This is a genomic window from Cupriavidus sp. MP-37, assembly GCF_020618415.1.
Classification (GTDB): Bacteria; Pseudomonadota; Gammaproteobacteria; order Burkholderiales; family Burkholderiaceae; genus Cupriavidus.
Genome location: NZ_CP085345.1, coordinates 1,454,487 through 1,473,987 on the forward strand (window position 1 = coordinate 1,454,487; position 19,501 = coordinate 1,473,987).

16 protein-coding genes are annotated in these 19,501 nt (G+C 69.1%); 3 read left to right on the plus strand and 13 right to left on the minus strand.

The window, feature by feature from the left end; all coding sequences use genetic code 11:
• Nucleotides 1-35: 35 nt before the first annotated feature.
• From LIN44_RS22945 to LIN44_RS23005, 13 genes are all read right to left on the minus strand, one after another.
• Entirely contained in the window at nucleotides 36-1,748 is a 1,713-nt protein-coding gene (locus LIN44_RS22945; RefSeq protein WP_227314575.1) for a TadG family pilus assembly protein, read from the minus strand.
• The gene (locus tag LIN44_RS22950; protein WP_227314576.1) at nucleotides 1,745-2,116 is read right to left on the minus strand and encodes a DUF3613 domain-containing protein; all 372 of its coding nucleotides are present in this window, start codon (nucleotides 2,114-2,116) and stop codon (nucleotides 1,745-1,747) included. The genes LIN44_RS22945 and LIN44_RS22950 overlap by 4 nt, the downstream gene beginning before the upstream one ends.
• Nucleotides 2,113-2,973 carry a pilus assembly protein TadD gene (locus LIN44_RS22955; protein ID WP_227314577.1) on the minus strand — a complete coding sequence of 287 codons (861 nt, stop codon included), beginning with the start codon at nucleotides 2,971-2,973 and terminating at the stop codon, nucleotides 2,113-2,115. The genes LIN44_RS22950 and LIN44_RS22955 overlap by 4 nt, the downstream gene beginning before the upstream one ends.
• 8 nt (nucleotides 2,974-2,981) lie before the next feature.
• A complete protein-coding gene (locus tag LIN44_RS22960; RefSeq protein ID WP_227314578.1) occupies nucleotides 2,982-4,034 on the minus strand; it encodes a type II secretion system F family protein in 1,053 nt (350 codons plus the stop codon).
• 22 nt (nucleotides 4,035-4,056) lie between these two features.
• Complete coding sequence (locus tag LIN44_RS22965) at nucleotides 4,057-4,983, minus strand: type II secretion system F family protein (RefSeq protein ID WP_227314579.1); 927 nt, start codon at nucleotides 4,981-4,983, stop codon at nucleotides 4,057-4,059.
• Nucleotides 4,976-6,292 (minus strand): CpaF family protein, encoded by a 1,317-nt coding sequence (locus LIN44_RS22970; protein WP_012355050.1) that lies wholly within the window; start codon nucleotides 6,290-6,292, stop codon nucleotides 4,976-4,978. Before LIN44_RS22970 ends, LIN44_RS22965 begins: the two co-directional genes overlap by 8 nt.
• Before the next feature lies 1 nt (nucleotide 6,293).
• Nucleotides 6,294-7,553 carry a pilus assembly protein gene (locus LIN44_RS22975; protein WP_227314580.1) on the minus strand — a complete coding sequence of 420 codons (1,260 nt, stop codon included), beginning with the start codon at nucleotides 7,551-7,553 and terminating at the stop codon, nucleotides 6,294-6,296.
• Nucleotides 7,554-7,600: 47 nt separating this feature from the next.
• Nucleotides 7,601-9,013: a type II and III secretion system protein family protein gene (locus LIN44_RS22980; RefSeq protein ID WP_227314581.1), complete on the minus strand. Its 1,413-nt coding sequence runs from the start codon at nucleotides 9,011-9,013 to the stop codon at nucleotides 7,601-7,603.
• A 19-nt stretch (nucleotides 9,014-9,032) separates the two neighbouring features.
• Nucleotides 9,033-9,983, minus strand: a complete 951-nt coding sequence (gene cpaB / locus LIN44_RS22985; RefSeq protein ID WP_227314582.1) for a Flp pilus assembly protein CpaB — start codon at nucleotides 9,981-9,983, stop codon at nucleotides 9,033-9,035.
• A 43-nt stretch (nucleotides 9,984-10,026) separates the two neighbouring features.
• A complete protein-coding gene (locus LIN44_RS22990) occupies nucleotides 10,027-10,503 on the minus strand; it encodes a TadE/TadG family type IV pilus assembly protein (RefSeq protein WP_227314583.1) in 477 nt (158 codons plus the stop codon).
• Between the two features lie 72 nt (nucleotides 10,504-10,575).
• Nucleotides 10,576-11,049, minus strand: a complete 474-nt coding sequence (locus LIN44_RS22995) for a prepilin peptidase (RefSeq protein ID WP_227314584.1) — start codon at nucleotides 11,047-11,049, stop codon at nucleotides 10,576-10,578.
• 30 nt (nucleotides 11,050-11,079) lie between these two features.
• Nucleotides 11,080-11,259: a Flp family type IVb pilin gene (locus tag LIN44_RS23000; RefSeq protein WP_115682200.1), complete on the minus strand. Its 180-nt coding sequence runs from the start codon at nucleotides 11,257-11,259 to the stop codon at nucleotides 11,080-11,082.
• A gap of 372 nt (nucleotides 11,260-11,631) precedes the next feature.
• The gene (locus tag LIN44_RS23005; protein WP_227314585.1) at nucleotides 11,632-12,831 is read right to left on the minus strand and encodes a collagen-like triple helix repeat-containing protein; all 1,200 of its coding nucleotides are present in this window, start codon (nucleotides 12,829-12,831) and stop codon (nucleotides 11,632-11,634) included.
• A gap of 689 nt (nucleotides 12,832-13,520) precedes the next feature.
• On the opposite strand from LIN44_RS23005, the gene LIN44_RS23010 reads away from it, so the two are divergent.
• The 3 genes from LIN44_RS23010 (at nucleotide 13,521) to LIN44_RS23020 (ending at nucleotide 19,480) form a co-directional block, all read left to right on the plus strand.
• The gene (locus tag LIN44_RS23010; protein ID WP_227314586.1) at nucleotides 13,521-15,131 is read left to right on the plus strand and encodes a collagen-like triple helix repeat-containing protein; all 1,611 of its coding nucleotides are present in this window, start codon (nucleotides 13,521-13,523) and stop codon (nucleotides 15,129-15,131) included.
• Between the two features lie 181 nt (nucleotides 15,132-15,312).
• Entirely contained in the window at nucleotides 15,313-16,980 is a 1,668-nt protein-coding gene (locus tag LIN44_RS23015; protein WP_227314587.1) for a ShlB/FhaC/HecB family hemolysin secretion/activation protein, read from the plus strand.
• 292 nt (nucleotides 16,981-17,272) lie between these two features.
• Nucleotides 17,273-19,480: a TonB-dependent siderophore receptor gene (locus LIN44_RS23020; RefSeq protein WP_227314588.1), complete on the plus strand. Its 2,208-nt coding sequence runs from the start codon at nucleotides 17,273-17,275 to the stop codon at nucleotides 19,478-19,480.
• The last annotated feature ends 21 nt before the right edge of the window (nucleotides 19,481-19,501 follow it).

Here is a 19,501-nt window from a genome sequence, read left to right on the forward strand (position 1 = left end):
GTTTCTGCCATCAGGCGGTTTGGCGCGATCATGGCTCAGTACACCAGTTCAGCGTTGTTGCAATCGATGCTGTGGAGCCAGAGGTCGGCGGTGCCGAGCTGGATGCCGAGGCTCAACAACAACGAAGTCAGCAGCGTGTCTAGCGGAGCGATGACGGGCAGGAGAATCGCACTGAAGTCCATCGTCGGCAACACTTGCATCCCCATTACCTCTGGAGCGACTTTCAGTGCCAGCACCTGCGTTAGTATTCCCGTGAGCGGCGTGTCCGACTGCAGCGGTTTGTGTCCGCCTGGCGCCAGTGCAACATCCTTTACTTCCTGGCCAATACTGCGCGTCTGGGGATCATCAACGACGACGAGGTCGAGCAACGGTAAGGTCAGCGCCGAGGCATGACCGATAGAAACCTTGGAAGCGGTGCATTGATCGGTCAGGCAAACGGTGAGCACGCTGGGCTTGACCTCCAGGATTGCCAGGCGGTCCTCGGGCCTGGCAGCGCACTGCAACGCTTTCAGATTGGCTCGCGCTTTGCCTACGCTGATATGCAAGGGCAAGGTCAGCTTGATATTGGCTAGCGGCGCAAGCGCTCCGACATTGATCTCCGCACTCACCTTCAGGCTGACTTGCGAGGTTTGTGCAGACGTTTGCCAGGATCCGTCGGAAAGCTGTCGTGCAGGCCCAACCGCGGTCACGGGCGGCGAGATTACCTTCAGGCTGGCCGTGGCGCCGCCCAGCCCGAGCGGTAACGCCGGTATGGGCACCGCGGCAGATAGTGCGGCATTTGCACTGGCAACTTGTGCGCCCGCAAGAATCAGCTGTGCCACATTCAGACCGACTTGCGCGGCGGATGAACCCGTCGGCGCTAGAAGATCCAAGTCAAGCAGCTGGTTAAGCCTCACAGTCGCCGTGGCAGCAGAAACGCCGAGCGCCGCCGGCACACCTTGCACCCACGCGTCCAGGACTCGATTCCGGCTCGCTGCGTCAAGAACCAAGGCATAAAAATCACCCAATGCCATGGTCATGCCAAGCAGACCCTGAACGGTGCCAGCCTTAGCCTGGAGCCGCAATTGGTCTACCGTCACCGTCGTATTCAGCAACCCATTCCAATCGATACTTGCAGCTAGGGCATTGCCTAACAGTGGGGCCAGCAGGCTCTTCGCCGTGTCGGCAGTCAGCACACCGGAGCCGAGCGTAAATGAGGCCACCGGCGGGCTGCCACTGGCGACGGCTTCGGCATACAACTGTCGCCCGGCACCGCCTGGTAACACAAACAATATTGGCACCGTCTGTGTAGCCTGCACCCGCACAGCGTTGGGCGACTCTTTTTCGGGGGCGTAGGTCGCAGTGAAATAACGAGGTGCGGCATTGGCAGCCGGATCCCACATGCCCAGGCAAGCCGTCATTGCATCGGCCTTGCCACCCGTGGCTTCGCTGCAACCCAACGCGCTGCCCGAGGGGTATCCGTTCTTCGCACTGATGTTGGCAACGGTACCGAGTACTGCATTGTTCAGTTGCGTCTGGTCGGGGGTAGCCGTGGTTGGACTATCCGCCCGCTTGAGCTGCTGCGCCGCCGACATCGCCGCCAGGTCCACCATGTTCTGCAGCTGCCGCTGGCGCATGAACACATGGCCGACGTCGATCGACACCAGCGCGGCGATCGCCACGGTGGCGAGCAGCAGCGCCGCCATCACGCTGACGGCGCCGCGCGCGGTTCGACGGGTGCGGTGCACCGGCGGCTGGCGCAGGCTCATTTGCCGCCCAGCGTCTGCCCGGCCGAGCCGGCGCGCGCGGTACTGGCGTTGGCCTGGCCCGTGTAAAACTCGGGCAGCGCAAAGCGGAAGCTGTTCAGGTAGCGCTCATAGCCCAGCGCGGCCTGCTCGCCGTGCATCGGCAGCATCGGCCCGGCCTGCGTGCCCTCGCGCTGGATCGCCAGGATCGCGCGCGTGTCGGCGCCGATCTCGCGCTGCGCGGCCCGCGCCGCCGGCATGCCGGCGGATGCGGCGACCGCGTCCGGCATCGCAGCGTCGCCTTGTGCGTGCGCGAGCGGGGCCAGCGCACACAGGCCGAGCGCCACGCATGCGGCGCGCTTTGGGATCGCAACAAGTAGCTTGGCTGTCATGGTGTAGCGCCGGTTTGCGCGGCGATGGCGATTGGCTTGGCCACGACCGCCACGGCGGCAGCGGGCGCGGAGATCGGTTTCTGGCCCTGGCGCGCCGTAGCGCGGTCACGCGCCGAGGCGGCGCGGGCAATGCGGTCGGCTTCCTTGCGGATCGCGCTGCGGGTGGGCTCGGGCAATGCGGCCTTCTGCATCATGGCGTTGGCCTGGGCGCGCTTGCCATCGGCCATCAGCCACACCACGGCATTGCTGATCACGCGCGGATTGCGCGCGTCCAGTTCGAGCGCCTGCATCACCGGCACGCGCGCGTCCTGCAGCGCGCCGGCGCGCATCAGCGCATAGCCCAGGTCGCTGGCGATGCGCGCGTTGACCGGGTCCAGCGCGGCGGCGGCGCGCAGTTCCGTGACCGCGCGCGCAAAGTCATCCTGGCGCCCCGCCAGCAGGCCAAGGCCGTGGTGCGCATGCGCGGCCTCCGCGCCCTTCGCGGTGGCGGCCAGCGTCTGGTACGCCTCGATCGCGGCCTGGTCCTGCCCGGTTTCGCGCAAGGCATCGGCGCGCATGACCTGGATCTCGGGGCCGGCGCCGAAGCGCTGCACATAGACCTCGATATGCGCGAGCGAGGCAAAGTAGAGCCCGTCCTGCTGCATCTTGCGGATCAGGCCCAGGTAGACCGCCTGCTCGCTGTATTCCGCGCGCGCGGTCTTGTCGCGCAGCTTGGCCAGTTCCACCTGGGCCTCGGCCTGCTCGCGCATGGCCGAGGCGCCATTGTTGCCGGCGGCGCAGCCCGACAGTGCGGCCACCAGCGCGCACGCGGCCGCGGCCCGGATCCGGCCCGTCGCCACCGCGGCTGCGTGCGCCATGAAACCCATCATCGCGTTCCTCCCATGTTTGCCAGCATGCGGATCACCCCGAGAAAGCCGGGGCCCGCGGTCAGGATCAGCAGCACCGGCAACAGGCTGACCACCATCACCGCGGTCATCTTGACCGTGAGGCGGCCGATCTCGTCCTTCATGCGCGACTTGCGCGCCTCCTGCAGGCGCAGCCCGAACTGGCGCAGCGGCTCCTGCACCGCGCCGCCATGCTTGTCGACCTGCGTCAGCAGCGTGATCAGGCTCTTCAGGTCTTCGCTGTCGAACAGCCGGCCAATGCGCAGCAGCGTCTGCTCGCGCGAGCGGCCCGACGCGAACTGCTGGTTGGCGCGCGCCAGCTCCGGCCCGAGCACGCGCAGCATGCTGCCGAACTCGGCCACGATCACCTGCAGGCTCTGGTCGATCGACAAGCCCACGCCCTGCAGCAGCCGCAGCATGTCGATCAGCACCGGCAGCTCGTCGTCGACCAGGCGCAGGCGCGCGGCGGCGCGCCTGCGCAGGAACCACTTGGGCGCCAGGTAGGCCACGGCGAAGGTGCCGAAGCCCCATGCCATCACCATGAAGGCACTGGCGCCGAGATGCCACAGCATCGCCAGCACCGACAAGGCCAGCGGCAGGCCCAGCCGCAGCACGCCGAACACCACGCGCGCCTGCACGCCATACCAGCCGCATTGCTCGAGCAACTGCTGGTCTTCCGGCGTCACCACCGCGCGGCCGAGGCGCGATTCCAGCCAGTGGGCATCGAAGCGCTCGCCCACGCGCGCACCCAGCTGGGCGCCGAGCGCGGTGGCGACGCCTGACGTTGCCGCGCCGGCCGCAGCGTTGCTCGCGGGGCGCGCACCCGGCGTACCGGGCACGCCCGGCGCGGCAGCGGGCGCGGCCCTGGCTGCCTGCGCCACTTCCGTCGTGCGCTGCTGGCGCGCCAGCGCGGCGTCGATGGTGCGTGCCGACAGCCGGCGCTGGCGCCAGTCGCGCAGCAGCGGCAACGCCAGTACGCCGACGCCGCATGCGGCGAGCAGCAGGCTCAGCGAGATCAGCGTCAGGCGGTCCATGGTGGCGATGTCATGGTTGCCTTCAGATCGACTTGGCCAGCCGGTACAGCATCAGCGCGCCGGCGACTTCCAGCGCCGCGGCCGACAGCAGCATGGTCTTGCCGGTGGGGTCTTTCCACATCATCAGGATGTAGCCCGCATTCAGCGTGAACAGGCCGCCGGCCACCACCAGCGGCAGCAGGCCCAGCACCCATGCCGACAGCCGGGTCTCGGCCGACAGCGCCATCAGCTCGCGCTGCGCCTGCTCGCGGTCGCGCATGAAGGCGGCGGTGCGCTCCATCACCACGTCGGCGCGGCCGCCGTAGCGCACCGACAGGCGCAGCACGGAAGCCACCAGCACCAGTTCCTCGACCTTGTAGGCGCGCCCCACCTGCAGCACCGCCTGGTCCAGCTCCTTGCCGGCGCGCTGCAGGTGCACCGCCTGCACCAGGCACTGGCGCAGCGGCGCCTCGGTATTGGCGATGGAATTCTGGAATGCGGCGGGCACGCTGCTGCCGATGGTCATCAGCCGCACCACGCCATCGAGGAAGCCGGGCAATTGCGACAGCAGCTTCTTGTGCAGCCGACGCACCCGGTGCCAGGCCGCGCACGCCGTCACCGCCAGCGCCACCACCAGCGCCGACACCGCGCCCAGCCATTGCCCCGCGGCCGCGCCGGCCAGCGTGCACAGCACCAGCGGAGACAGCCAGACCAGCGCGGTGCGGCGCGTCGGCGCCAGGTCGGCGCGGCGCAGGAAGTCGTCCCAGCGGCGGCGCAGGTCGCGCGCGGGCAGCTGCAGCGACGGGTCCGGCGCCTGCGTGTAGCGCATCCGCACCTGCTCGGTCTGCGCCTGCAGGAAGGCCTGCTGCTGTTCGCGGCGCGCGCGTGCCTGCGCGCCGGCGAGCAGCAGCAGCCCCAGCCCGGTGATGACCAGGGCGAGCGCGGCAAGCAGCAGCGTGGCGCTAGACATCGAAGCGGTCGTCCAGCATGAAGCCCGGGCCACGCATGCGTGCCAGCTTGGGCGAATGCGGCAGCAGGCCCAGCGACAGCCAGCGGTCGGTCTCGGTGCCGTCGGGGTTCACGAACGGCTCGTGCCGGTACAGCTCCTGGGTCGAGATGATGTTGTCGCCCAGGCCGGTGACCTCGGTGATCGACACGATGCGGCGCTTGCCGTTGGACAGCCGCGCGATCTGCACGATGAAGTCGATCGCGTTGGCGATCTGGCGGCGCAGGCTCATCTCGCTGCCCTGGAAGCCGGCGAAGCCGGCCAGCATCTCCAGCCGGTACAGGCACTCGCGCGGGCTGCTGGCGTGGATGGTGCCCATCGAGCCGTCGTGGCCGGTGCTCATGGCCTGCAGCATCTCCAGCACCTCGCCGCCGCGCACTTCGCCGACGATGATGCGGTCCGGGCGCATGCGCAGGCTGTTGCGCAGCAGGTCGCGGATCGACACCACGCCGGTGCCCTCGAAGCCGCCAGGGCGGCTTTCCAGCCGCACCACATGCGGGTGGTTCAGCGCCAGCTCGGCGGTATCCTCGATGGTGATGACGCGCTCGGTGGGCGGCACGAAGGTGGCCAGCGCATTGAGCAGCGAGGTCTTGCCGGAGCTGGTGCCGCCGCTCACCAGGATATTGCAACGCGCCTGCACCGCGGCCTGCAGCAGGTCGCAGATCTCGGGGCTCATGGTGCCCAGCGCCTGCAGGTCGGCGGGCGTCATCGGGTCCTTGCGGAACTTGCGGATCGACACCACCGGGCCTTCCAGTGCCAGCGGCGGGATCACCACGTTGATGCGGCCGCCGTCGGGCAGGCGCGCGTCGACCATCGGGTTGGACTCGTCCAGGCGCCGGCCGATCGGCGCCAGGATGCGGCGCACGATGCGCAGCAGGTGGCCGCTGTCGGCAAAGCGCACCGGGATGCGCTCGAGCACGCCATGGCGCGACACGTACACGTCGAGGTGGCCGTTGACCAGGATGTCTTCGACCGCGGGATCGTTGAGCAGGTCCTCGATCGGGCCGAAGCCGGCCAGCTCCTTGGTCAGCGCCTCGGCAATCTGGCGCAGCTCGGCCTCGTTGATGGGAATGCGCCGCAGCCGCGTAAAGCTCTCGAGCTCGAGGTCGACAAAGCGCTGGATCGCGGTGCGCGACCAGCGCCCGAACTCGGCGCCCAGCTCTTCGATGCGCGTCAGCAGGTGCTCGTGCGCGGCTTCCTTGATGTTGTGGAACTCCTGCGACACCGGGAACGGTGCGGGGGCGTTGTCCGAGAATTCGATCGCTTGCGTCATGTCAGCTTCCAGTGCGTGCCGCGCGCACGCCGCGCGCTACCAGCGCCGAGCGCAGCGCGCCGGGCAGTTTGTCCTTGATCCGCGCCAGCAGCGTGGTGTCCCGGGCGGCGGCGGTGCGATAGCCCAGCCGACCCAGCAGCTCGGCCAGCGCGCGCACATAGGGGCAGTGCGGGTCATCGTCGGCCAGCACCGCGCCGCGGTTCATCGCCAGCACCAACGCCTCGCGGCTGTCCGGCAGCGTCGCCACCGACTCCACGCCCACGCGCCGCGCGATCTGCGCGGCATCCACGCCCAGCCGCGCATCGAAGCGCGACACCAGCAGGTGCAGGTCGTCGCGCTCCACCTCGCGCGCGCGCAGTTCATGCACCAGCTCCGCCGCGGAGACGATCGCGCCCACGCTCTGGTCCGCCACCAGCACCACGCTGTCGGCCGCCTTGACGATCTGCGCGGTGAATTCGGCATTGCCGAAACCGCCCAGGTCGACGATCTGCAGGTCGAAGAACGCGCGCAGGCGCTCGAGCAGGCCGATCGCATCGGCGTACGAGATGTCGCGCAGCTCGCTCAGCGCGGCCGGCAGCGGCAGCACGCACACGCCGTTGGCGTGGCGCGTCAGCGCGGTCTGCACGAAGACCTGGTCGAAGCGGCGCAGGTTGCGCACCGCCTCGACGAAATGGAAGCCCGGGCTCAGGTTCAGGTAGAGCGCGCCGTCGCGCGCCGGCAGGCCCAGGTCGGTCAGCAGCACTTCGGCGCGGGCATCGGTCTTGGCGTGGCGCGGCAGGTGGCGTCGCGCCGCCGCGGCCAGGTTCACCGCCAGGCTGGTCACGCCCACGCCCGCGCGCGCACCGAGCAGCGCCACGATCCTGCCCTGGCGCGCGGCCTCGGCCGGGCGCACCTGTTCGCTCGGCACGGCCAGGCGCTTGACCACGGCCTCGGCCTCGGCCGGCGCATCGCGCAGATCGATGAAGTCCTTTACGCCTGCGCGCAGCGCGGCCAGCATCACGCCGGGCTCGCCGGCCTGGCCCACGGCCACCAGCGGCAGGCCGGGGAACAGCCGCTGCAGCTGCTCGGCCAGCCGCGCCGACGGCGCCGCGAGTTCCTCCGAAAAATGCAGGAACACCAGGCCCGGGCGCAGCTCGGAGACGCGCTCGATAAAGCCTTCCTGGGCGCCGCCATCGGCCACCAGCGTGCCCAGCGCGCCAATGACCCGGCCCAGCCAGTCCCTGACTTCGCCCTGCGTTGCGTGCAACAGAAAATAATCCATCTCTCCGCCTCAAAGCTGTTGGCCATGCCAGCCGGCATGGCCGGCGGCTATTTCGAGAAACCCGGCAAAGTCGGGTCCGCGTATTCACCCAGCATGTACCACCCCCACACATTGGGGCTGGCACTGGTCCGGCCGTCGGCGCCGACGGCCTGCGCCGCCGGCGAGTTCCTGGCCATCGGCTTCACCAGGCGCGGCGTGACGACGATCATCAGCTCGCGGTCTTCCTGGTGGAAGTTCAGGTTCTTGAAGAACACGCCGATCACCGGCAGGTCGCCCAGCACCGGCACCTTGTTGACGTTGCTGACGGTGTTGCGGCTGACCAGCCCGCCGATCACGAAGCTCTCGCCGTCGCCCAGCTCGACCGTGGTGTCGGCGCGCCGCGTGACGATGGCCGGCACCACCGCGCCGTTGATCGAGATGCCGCGCGACGGGTCCAGATCGCTCGCCTCGGGCGCCACCTTGAGCGCAATGCGGTCGGCCGACAGCACCGTGGGCGACACCGTCAGCCCGATGCCGAACGGCTTGAACTGGATCGTGGTGGTGCCCAGCGCCTGCGGCACCGGGATCGGGATCTCGCCGCCGGCCAGGAAGCTGGCGCTCTGGCCCGACAGCGCCACCAGGCTGGGCTCGGCCAGCACGCGCGCCAGGCCGTTGGCCTCGAGCAGGCTGATGTTGGCGAAGATGCCGTGCGTGAGCGACGCGGCCACCAGGTTGAAGGCATTGCTCATCGGCTGCGCAATGTCGGCGCTGAAGCTGCCGGGCGCGCCGCCGCTGCCCGGCGTGAAGGTGAACTTGTTCAGCGTCGACGGCGAAAACGTTCCGAAGGCAAAGCCCGAGTTGTTGCGGAAGAAGTTGATGCCGACTTCCTTGAGCACGGTCTTGCTGATTTCCACCACCTTGACATCGACCTGCACGGTGCCGGACAGCGGCACGGTGGAACGGTCCACCACCAGGCCCGGCTTGCCGTCGGTCCTGCCGGCCGTGGCCGCGCGCGCCGCAGCTTGCGCGCGCGCGGCGCCATAGGCGTCGGGCGACTGCCCGGTGATGGTGGCGCCGGCTGCCGAGTAGCCCAGCTGCGCGCCGTTGGCATCGGGCGCGATGGCATCCACCTGCACGCTGTAGGTCTGCGGCTCGGCGCCGCCGCGGGTCCACACCATCACGTCGGTCACGCCGGGCTGCTTGGCCACCAGCAGCACGCTGGGCGCGCCGCGGGTGCGCAGGATCAGCGCATCGGCGACCGCGGGGTTGCCCACGGCGACGCGCTCCACCGGCTGCGCGCTGCGCAGCTCTTTCTGTGCGCCGGCCATCAGGCGCAACTGCCGCGCGGTGGCGGCGTCCTGCGCCTGCGCACGGGGCGCCAGCGCGCACCATGCGGTGGTGGCCAGCATGGCGGCAAGCGTGAGCTGCATCAGCCGGCGGCGCAGCGTCACGGCATGGGCGGATGTGTTCTGGATTGGCATGCGATGGGCGCCCACGTTCTTATTCGATGTCGCGCTTGCCGGCGCGGATCACTTCCACGCCAGCGCGTTCTCTCAGTTGTGCCGGCGCCGGTGGCACTGCGACCTGCAGCGGCCGCGGCGCCGGCGCTGCCGCCGGTGCGCGCGCAGCTGGCGCGCCGTTGGTGGCGGCCAGTCCGGACAACAGCACGCCGGCCGTGGCCTTGTCGGTGGCGGCGCGCGGTGCATCGGCGGGCACGCCGGCGCGTGCGGCCAGCGCGGGCGGAGGCTCGGCAAACATGCCGTCGCTCGGCATGGCCTCATCCTGCGGATTGCGCAGCGCCAGCATCAGGCGCCCGGAGTGCTGCGCCATCGCCAGCCGGCTGACCTGTTCCAGCGGCACCGACAGCACCGCGGTCTTGGCGCCTTCCTGGCGCGCCATCATCTGTTCCGGCTTGGCCGCGTGCGGCCGGTTGACCGAGGCCACGCCATAGGCCAGCACACGCAGGCGCGACAGCAGCATGCGCGCCTGGCTGTCGGGGATTTCCTGCTGGTCGCGCCGCAGCACCAGGAACACATCGACATAGTCGCCCGGCTGCACCTGGTTGCCGACGCCGATGACTTCATCGACCGACACCGCGACTGCGCGCTCGCCATCCGGCACTTGCGCGGCCAGGCCGGACAGCAACTGGCTTTCCAGCACCGGCACGTTGGCGCCGAGCGCCACCAGCGGCACCTGCCCGGTCACGCGCGCCACCTCGCGGTAGGCGCCGGCGGGATCGATCGGCAGCATCTCGACCTTGAGCGCGTCGGCATCGAGCGGCTTGCCGGCTTCGGCCGGGCGCGTGGTCACCACCACCGGATGCAGCGGCCTCGCGCCCGCCGATGCCGCGGGCTGGGCCGGCTGGCGTCCCACCTGCCACGCCAGCAGCGCCAGCAGCATGGCCAGGCCAAGCAGCACTATGGCCAGTAATCGGATCTGCTTGCTGGTCATGCGGAAATCCTTGGTTCGGGCATGGGGCGGTTGGTCATGCGCATCAGATGTCAGGAGAGAGCTGGACCATGGCGGAGCCCGACAGCGCCGCCGGCAGCGGCACCATCGGTACCGCGGGCATGATGCTGGTCGTGGGCAGGGACAGCGTGACCTGTACGCAGACGTCGGTCGAGCCGGTCGCGCATGGCACCGCCGCGGCAACGCCGGCGGCGGGAATCAGGTCACGCAGGGATGCGGGAAGGGTGCCGCGCGCCATCGCGGCGGCGGCATTGACACGGGCCTGCTGCGTAGCCGCGAGGCCGGTGCCGGAAACTCCTGCGGGATAGCGCAGCGCGGCGCGCGCGCCTTCTTCGGCGGCCAGCGTCAGCACCTGCTGCAGCGCCAGCATCACGCCGTAATAGACGATGCCGATCACGATGGTGATCAGCACCGGCGCCACGATCGCGAACTCGATCGCGGCGCTGCCGGCACCGTGGCGGCGCCGGCTGATTGTCCTGTTGACCCTTGCGTGCAGCAACATCCGAAACCCCGGTCTCTTGGTGTCCTGCCGCGCCGACCGGCGGCGCGGCCTGCTGGCGTCAAGCCTTTCCGGCTATCGGCCCGCAGCCATCCAGGCCAGCACGCCCACGGCCAGGTACGCCGCATACGGGATGCCGCGCGCCAGCGAAAACTGCGCCGTAGGAAGTGTTGGGTCCTGGGAATGCAAAGCGTGATCCGCGGCCGGCGTGCGGCGTGCCAGTGCCAGCGCCAGCAGCGCGTGCACCAGCCCGAGCAGGCTGCCGACGACCCATGCCACCACCAGCCCTTGCGGACCGGTGAACAACCCCGCCACCGTCAGGAACTTGACGTCGCCCGCGGCCATGCGCCCGAGGGCGTAGACCGGCAAGGTGACGGCAAGACCCAGCCCCGCGCCGATCAGGCGCGCGGCCAGCGGCGGCTCCGCGGCCTGTCCGGCAACCAGCGCCAGCCCGAGGGCCAGCACGGCGATCGCCAGCAGGAGGTTCGGAACCCGCCGGTAAGCGAAGTCTGTGTAGAGGGTCGCCGCGCAGAGGAGCGCGGCAATCACACTAGTCTCGTTGGAGAAGCCGGTTTCTCATTATGTAGTGAACCAGCCCTTGACCTTGACGGAGAGCCGCTCAAAGCTCGCGTCGAGCTCAGTGCCAAGCTTTCCGGCGCCAACGGTAATAGCTAAAGCGACGAGCCCCACGATCAGCCCATATTCAATAGCCGTCGCCCCGCGCTCATCTTTGATAAAGCGTGCAATGAGTCGTTTCATGATTTGACACTCCCAAGGTGATCTGATGCCGCGATCACGCTTTCCCCCGTTCGATTATCACGGTGCTCTGACGGCCCGCTCTTTTATCGACTTTTCACGCTTGCTGCGCTTTTTTTATAAGACATGGTATGTCTCAACCATACCCCTCCCTCGGGTGATAGTAATGACCCGAAGGGGTTAATGCACCCGTTTGAAACGACCGGCACGCGCCGGCTCATAGCTTGTTAAAGAGCAGGCGGGCCGGCGCAAGCCGGCCCGCAGCCTGGCCATGCAGGCTTTTCAGCCGCGCGGCCAGGTGGAATAAAAAGATGCGCTGCGACGGGGTGATGAGCGACAGCGCACCGTGAAAACACCTATGCGGGTTGAGACATTTCAGTGGTGAAGCAGTCCGCCCAGGATCGGCAGTTGCGGCTTGCTGTCGCCGCCGCCCGAGCCGCCCCCGGCGCTGCCGCCGACGCCGCTCTTGATGCCGCCGACCAGGCCGGTGACCGGTGCCAGCAGCGCGCCGACCGGACCCAGTGCACCGCCGCCGCTGGCACCGCCGTCGCCGCTGCCCGGCTTGACCAGCGGCAGGTTGCCGAGCAGCCCGCCGAGCGCATTGCCGCCGTGGCCGCCATCGCCGCCGTGGCCGTTGCCGGCACCGGCCAGCGGCAGGTTGTTCAACAGGCCGCCCAGCGGGTTGCCGCCGGTCTGGCCGTTGCCGTTGACCAGCACGCCGACCGCGGCAACGGTCTTGCCGGCCTCGGTCACCACGCCGCCGAGCGGCGCGACCACCGGTGCCTGCGTGTGGCTGAGCATGCTGCCGCCGGTGGCCACCGTATTGCCCACCTTGTAGAGCAGGCCGTCGACCGGTCCGCCCAGGCGCGTGGCCGCGCCCAGCGTCTGCGTGCCGTCGGTGACCTTGCTGGTCAGCGGCACGATGACCTTGCTGAGCGAGTTGGTGACCTGCGCGACGGCGCCATCGGACAGCACCGTCTGCAGCTTGTCGCCGCCGCCTTGCACCACCGTGCCGACCTTTGTGACCAGGCCGCCCACCGGCGTGGTCAGCGGTGCCAGCGGCGCCAGCTTCTCGGTGCCCAGGCCCTTCACCAGCGCACCGCCGCTGACCACGGCATCGCCCACTTCGCGCACGACGTTGCCGGTGCTGGACACGGTCACGCCGAGCGGGTTATCGACCGAGCCCATCTGCCCGAGCCCGTCGCGCACGCCGGCGCCGAGCGCGCCGACCGCTTCGCCCGCATTGACCACCACCCCGCCCGCGCCCTTGCGCGCGTCGGTGGGCAGCAGCGGCAGCGGCGCGTCCTGGATCGACTTGCCGATCTCGCTGACGGCATTGCCCGCTGCCACCACGGTATTGCCGGCGCCTTCGGCGACCTTGGCGGTCGGCGTGGTTTGCGCGGCGGCCGGCGGCGGCGGCGTGACCGGCGTGTCGGAGCCGCCGCCGCTGGGCTGCGGATTGGCGCCGCTGCCGCCGCCGCTCGACGAGCAGCCCGACATCAGCAAGGCAAGGGCGGCCATGCCGGCCGCGGCCAGCGAGGTCATGGAAAGCGGTGCGGGATGCTTGGTCTTCATTGTCCTTCTCCTGTCTGGTTGGCCACGGCGCTGCCGGGCCGTCTTTTCTTGTGAACCGCATGGAATGCCGACGAGCCCCCCCGGTTGTCCCGCTTTGTTCCACCTGCCTGCCATCCCCATCAGTCATGGCAACACGGTGGAACGCGAAATCGTCGGCGCGTCGGGATAGCAAATGGCAAGGCGCGTGCCAGCGCTGCAAGGTGCGCTGGCGCGCAGACCGGGCGGGCGGTTGCATGCCTTGCGCGGCGCGGGTTGCAAGGCGAATCGGGGTAGCGGCGCCACCCACGCTGGCGGCGCCGCGGCCGGGTCAGAACGTGTTACGTGCTACGTAACGTGTTCCGCGCAGGCGGGAACACGCAGTGGCGGCGCGGGCAGCGCGCGCCGGCCGCCGACGCACCCCATCGCCCACGCTGTTTTGTTCCCCGCCCACGACACACGTTACGTAACGCGTAACGCGCCAACCCCTTTACGCAAACGCTCGCGCAACGCTCGCGGCGTTTTCCCCGACCGGCGTGCAGGCCGCATGCCGCAAGGCTTTGCGGGGGCCATACCCGACTTCGGCGGGGTCTGTGCGGTAGCGCGCTGAAACGCTGGCATACCGATTGCGCCATCACCGTCACCGCAGCACGCAGAAGACGAACGCGTTGCGCGGCCGAGCGATTGAAACGACGGGAATGAAGGAACAGATCATGCGCAAACAACAACTCGCCATCACGGCACTCCTCGCAACCCTGCTGGCCCTGGGTGGCTGCGCCAGCGGCAGCGGTTCGACGTCGATGGGCACCAGCGATACCGCGGGGACCAATGGCGGCACCAACGGCGGCACCAACGGCGGTACGAGCGGCGGTACCAATGGCGACACCAACGGGGGCACCGGCAGCACCGGTGGGACGGGTGGCACTGACGTGGCCGGTGGCGGTACCGGGGGCACGGGTGGTGGGACCGGTGGCGGCAGCGGCGGCACGGGCGGTGGCAATGGAGGCAATACCGGCGGTGGCGAGACGCCCGCCGCAAAGACCCCGACCGCCACGGTGATCAACAACGCCGGCACGGTGCTGGGCAATACGGGCAGCACCGTCAGCGATCTCGGCAACCAGCTTGGCAACGCCAACCTGCCGCTGCTGCCGGGCCAGACCCAGAGCGGGCTGGGCGGCGTGGTGGCGTCGACCGGCGATGCCGTCGGCGCGCTGGCCACGGGTCTGCAATCGGGCCTGGGCAGCATGCCCAATTCGACTAACCCGGTCGGCACCACCGTCGCCAGCACCGGCAACGTGGTGACCGAACTGGGCAAGGCGGTGTCGAGCGCCGGCACGGCCGTGAGCGGCCTGGGCACCGGCCAGCTGGCACCGCTGGCGCCGCTGACTTCGCCGCTGGGCACGGTGGTCGGCACGCTGGGCAATACCGTGAGCAACACCGGCGGGACGCTGACCTCGGTGCTGTCGAGCGGTGCGGTCGAGCAGGTCACCATCACCACCAGCAAGCTGATCGTGCCGATCACCTCGCAGCTGACCAGCACCACGCAATCGCTGGGCGCCGCGACCGGGCTGGGCACCCCGACCGCCGGCCTGCTGGCGACGGTGGGCGGCGCGCTGGCCACCGCGGGCAGCAAGCTGCAGCAGACCAACACGCCGGTGGTTTCAGGCGTCGGCGGCGTGGTGAATGCCACCGGCACCACCGTGGCCGCGCTCGGCGGCGCGGTGAACGGCCCGGCCGGCGGCGGCGGGCTGGGCGCGCTGAGCCCGGTCCTGGCACCGGTAACTTCGCTGGCCGGGGGGCTGACGGGGGGTGGGGGCGCTGGCGGCACCGGTTCGCCGCTGGCGCCTGTCACCGGCCTGGTCGGCAGCGTCACCGGCGGCCTGACTGCCGCCACCGCCAACACGCCGCTGGCACCGGTCACGACGCTGGTCAGCGGCGCGGTGGGCGGCCTCGGCAGCACCACCGGCGGCAGCAGCGCTTCGCCGCTGGCGCCGGTCACCGGCCTGGTCGGCGCCGTCACCGGCGGCCTGACCTCCGCCACGGCCAGCACACCGCTGGCACCGGTCACCGGCGCGGTGAGCGGCGTGGTGAATGGCGTCGTCGGTGGCGTCGTCGGTGGCGTGGTCGGCAGCGTTGGCGGCGCAACCGCCGGCACCGGCACCACCAGCCCGCTGGCTCCGGTCACCAATGTCGTCTCCGCCGTGACCGGCGGCGCCACCACCACCGCGGGCAGCACCACCACCAAGGGTTCGGTCACCGGCCCCGTCGGTGGCCTGGTCGGCGGCTTGCTCGGCGGCCTGAGCGGCGCGCTCGGCCAGAAGTAATCCTGCCTTGGCCGCTGCCCGGCGATCGCGTGATCGCGGGCAGCGGTGCTCACCTGATTCAACGTAGCGGCCACGCGCTGGACCGGCAGCATCGGACAGCAGGCGCCAGGGGGTAGCGGCAATCCCCACGCCGGTGGCACGCGACGTCAATAGCCGCAGTGTTTCTTACAGGGGTTTTGCCATGCGTGCACGTCATCGCGTTGCCGCGCTGCTGGTCGGCGTCGGCGCGTTCCATCACGGCCTGGTCCAGGCCGATCCGCGCAGCCCGGTCCAGGGCGATCCGACCCAGACGCTTCCCAAGATTGCACCGGCCCGGCCCGACAGCCGCGTGACCGTGCAGGTCGAGCGGCCGCAGCCCGCGATGCAGGACCTGCTCAACGCGCGCCTGACGCCGCGGCGCTTTCGCATCGAGGGCGCCAAGACGCTGCCGTTCGACGAAGTGGCCGCGCAGTTCAAGCCGCTGGCCAACCGCGAGATCACGGTGGCGCAGCTGCTGGAAGCCGCCAATGCGGTGACGCAGATGTACAAGGAGCGCGGCTACCCGCTGTCGTTCGCCTTCGTGCCGGCGCAGGACTTCGCCAACGGCGATGTGCTGGTGACGGTGGTCGAAGGTTACGTGGCCAAGGTGACCGTGACCGGCAAGGCGGGCCCGGCCGAGCGCCGCCTGCGCGCCATCGCCGAGAAACTGCAGCAGGACCGCCCCCTGCGCCAGGACCGCTTCGAGCACTACGTCAACGCGCTGGCGCTGCAGCCGGGCCTGCAGGTGGCGGCCACGGTGCAGCCGCCGACCACCACCGACGGCGCCTGCGAGATGGTGCTCGAGGTCAAGCGCAAGCCCTTCACCTTCGGCACCGGCATCGAATACATGTCGCCGGGCCTGCGCGCCATCGCCACGGCGACCACCAACAGCCTGACCCCGCTGGGCGAGCAGATCTCGGTGTCGGCGCTGTTTCCGAAGGGCCGCGACAGCGAGGAGTACTACGCCGCCAGCTATGCGCAGCCGATCGGCACCGAAGGCATGGTGGCGCGGCTCAATGCCTCGCACTACCGCGGCGTGCCGCAGAACGCGACGCTGCCGCCGATCGGCTTCAACCCCCGCTATGTCAACGACACCAAGCGCATCGGCGGCACCCTGAGCTATCCGCTGCTGCTGTCCAACGCGCATACGCTCACGCTGACCGGCGGCGTCTACGGTGCCGACCAGTTCGAGCGCTATACCCATGCCGCGACCGGCACGCGCGTCACGCTCGGCACCAATGTGCGCGTGGCCACCGCCGAGCTGACCTACGTGCAACGCGGCGAAGGCGTCAGCCGCAATGCCACGCTGGGCCTGTACAAGGGTTTCGATGCGATGGGCGCGAGCCGCCAGAACAACAGCAACGACCTGAGCTTCTTCCGCACGCGGCTGCTGCTGTCGCAATCGAAAGACCTGCCCGCGGGCTTTGGCCTGACCGTGGCCGCGGCCGGCCAGTACAGCGGCGACCGGCTGGCATCCGGCGAGCAGATCAGCTTTGGCGGACGCTTCTTCGGCCTGGGCTATCCCGCCGGGGAAGTTGCCGGCGACAAGGGCTGGGGCGCGTCGGCGGAAATCAGCCGGCTGTTCCTGCCGGACCTTACCTACCTGCGCACGATCCAGCCTTATGTCTCCGCCGACGTGGCGCGCGTGTATTCCAACAGCGTGTCGCTGTCGCACCGCAGCCTGTCGTCGGTGGCCCTCGGCGCGCGCTTCTCGGACCGGCGCTACTACACGCTGGACCTGTCGCTGGCGCAGCCGGTCGGCGACAAGCCGACCAATGCCAGCCGCCGCTCGCCGCGCATCAACATGATTTATTCCTACCAGTTCGACTGAGTCCTGGCTTTTCCAAGGTTCCCTGCACGGCCGGCGGCAGTTCAGCGCCGGCCGATTTTTTTTGGGCCGACATCCCGGCCGCAGCGCAGCCGGCGCCGCAATTTCGCAACACTTTGGGCGGAACTGCCCCTGACTCCGCACGCCAGCCTTGACCTGTCAACCATCACCAAATGATAATCCTTCTCATTATTGTTTCGTTTTGCTAATACATTAGAGGCGCAAAGTGCAGTATTCGGCAGTCATAACAAAAAAGAGCCACGGGAAGTCGGGTGCCATTCCACGTTTGACCAGCATGGTCGGCGCAGCCGTTGCAGCGGCGCCGGTTGCCGCCCAGCAGGCGCCCAAGCCGGTCGAGCTGCCGCAGGTCACGGTCACCGGCGACAGCGGCTTCAAGGCGGAAAGCTCGTCGTCGATCAAGAATCCCGAGCCGCTGCGCGATACGCCGCGCTCGATCACGGTGATTCCGCAGGAAATCATCCAGAGCACCGGCTCGACCACGCTGACCGACGTGCTGCGCACGGTGCCGGGCATTGCGTTCGGTGCGGGCGAGGGCGGCAACCCGGTTGGCGACCGTCCGTTTATCCGCGGCTATGACGCGCAGGCGAGCACCTTCCTCGACGGTTTCCGCGATATCGGCGCGCAGTCGCGCGAGCTGTTCAACGTCGAGAACGTCGAAGTGACCAAGGGCCCGGCCGGCGCCTACGACGGGCGCGGCTCGGCCGGCGGCAGCATCAATATCACCAGCAAGGCGCCGAAGCTGGCCAACTTTGCCGAAGGCAATATCGGCGTCGGCAATGCGCAATATGTCCGCGGCACCGCCGACGGCAACTGGCAGTTCGCCGACCACGCGGCGTTCCGCCTCAATGCGATGTTCCACGACCAGGACGTCGCCGGCCGCGATGCCGTGCACCAGAAGCGCTGGGGCGTGGCGCCGTCGGTGGCGTTCGGGCTGGGCACCGACACGCGCCTGACGCTGTCGTACTACCACATGCAGACCGACGACATCCCCGATGTCGGCATCCCCTACAACAACCCCGCCTTCACCGCGCGCCGCGACGGCCGTCCGCGCACGCGCCAGACCGGCGACGGCTCGCCGGTCAACGTGCCGCGCAGCACCTACTACGGCCTGCTCGACCGCGACTTCCGCAAGGACCAGGCCGACATGGGCACGATCCGCTTCGAGCACGATTTTTCGCCGGCGCTGAAGTTCCGCAACCAGACCCGCTTCTCGCGCACCAACCAGGACTACATCTACACGCAGCCTGACGACAGCAAGGGCAACATCTATTACGACCTGCTCTGGCGCCGCGTCAACACGCGCTATTCCACCGCGCGCACGGTGGCCAACCAGACCGACCTGTCGGGCGAGTTCCTGACCGGCGCGATCAAGCACAAGTACGTCTTCGGCGTCGAGTTCTCGCAGGAGAAGAGCGAGAACGACACCTACACCGTCGACACCGGCAACAGCAGCTGCCCGAACGGCGCGGGCGCGGCCGGCGGCTACAACTGCACCACGCTGCTCAACCCCAACCCCAACGACCCGTGGCGCGGCAGCATCGCGCGCACCAACAACCCGACCAACGCCAAGACCAACACGGCGTCGGTGTACCTGTTCGACTCGGTCGAGCTGAACAAGCAGTGGATCGTCAACGGCGGCGTGCGCTTCGACAGCTACCGCACCAGCTTCACCGCGGCGCGCGCGGCCAACGGCTCGCGTGCCGAATACTCGCGCGACGACAACCTGTTCAACTACCAGCTGGGCGTGGTGTACAAACCGGTGGAAAACGCCAGCTTCTACATGTCGTACGGCACCTCGTCGACCCCCGCGGGCGCGTTCCTGGCACAGGGCTCGGATCCCAACGGGCTGGCCCCGGACCGCAGCGGCAACCGCGGCGACCAGCTGGCGCCGGAAAAGAACCGCTCGTTCGAACTGGGCACCAAGTGGGACGTGCTGAAGAATCGCCTGGCACTGACCGCGGCGATCTTCCGCATCGAGACCACCAACGCCCGCATCGTGCAGCAGGACGGCACCGCGGCGATGGCCGGCAACAAGCGCGTGGACGGCTTCGAGCTGGGCTTCTCCGGCAACCTGACCGACAAGTGGGCCATGTTCGGCGGCTACACCCACCTGAAGAGCGAGCTGCGCAACAACGGCGGCGCCGGCGCGGCCTTCGGCCAGACCAACGGCCAGGCGTTCCCGAATACGCCGGAAGACAGCTTCAGCCTGTGGACCACGTACCAGCTGCTGCCTAACCTGACCATCGGCGGCGGCGCGTACTACGTGTCGAAGATCTGGGGCAACCAGGGCACCAACAAGTGGGTGGCGCCGTACTGGCGCTTCGATGCGATGGCCGCATACCGCATCAACAAGAACGTGGCGCTGCAGCTGAACGTGCAGAACCTGACCGACAAGACCTACTACAGCCAGGCCTATACCTCGCACTATGCGACGGTGGCACCGGGCCGCACCGCGGTGCTGAACCTGAACCTGCGCTACTGAGCGCGGCGGCCGCAAGGCCAA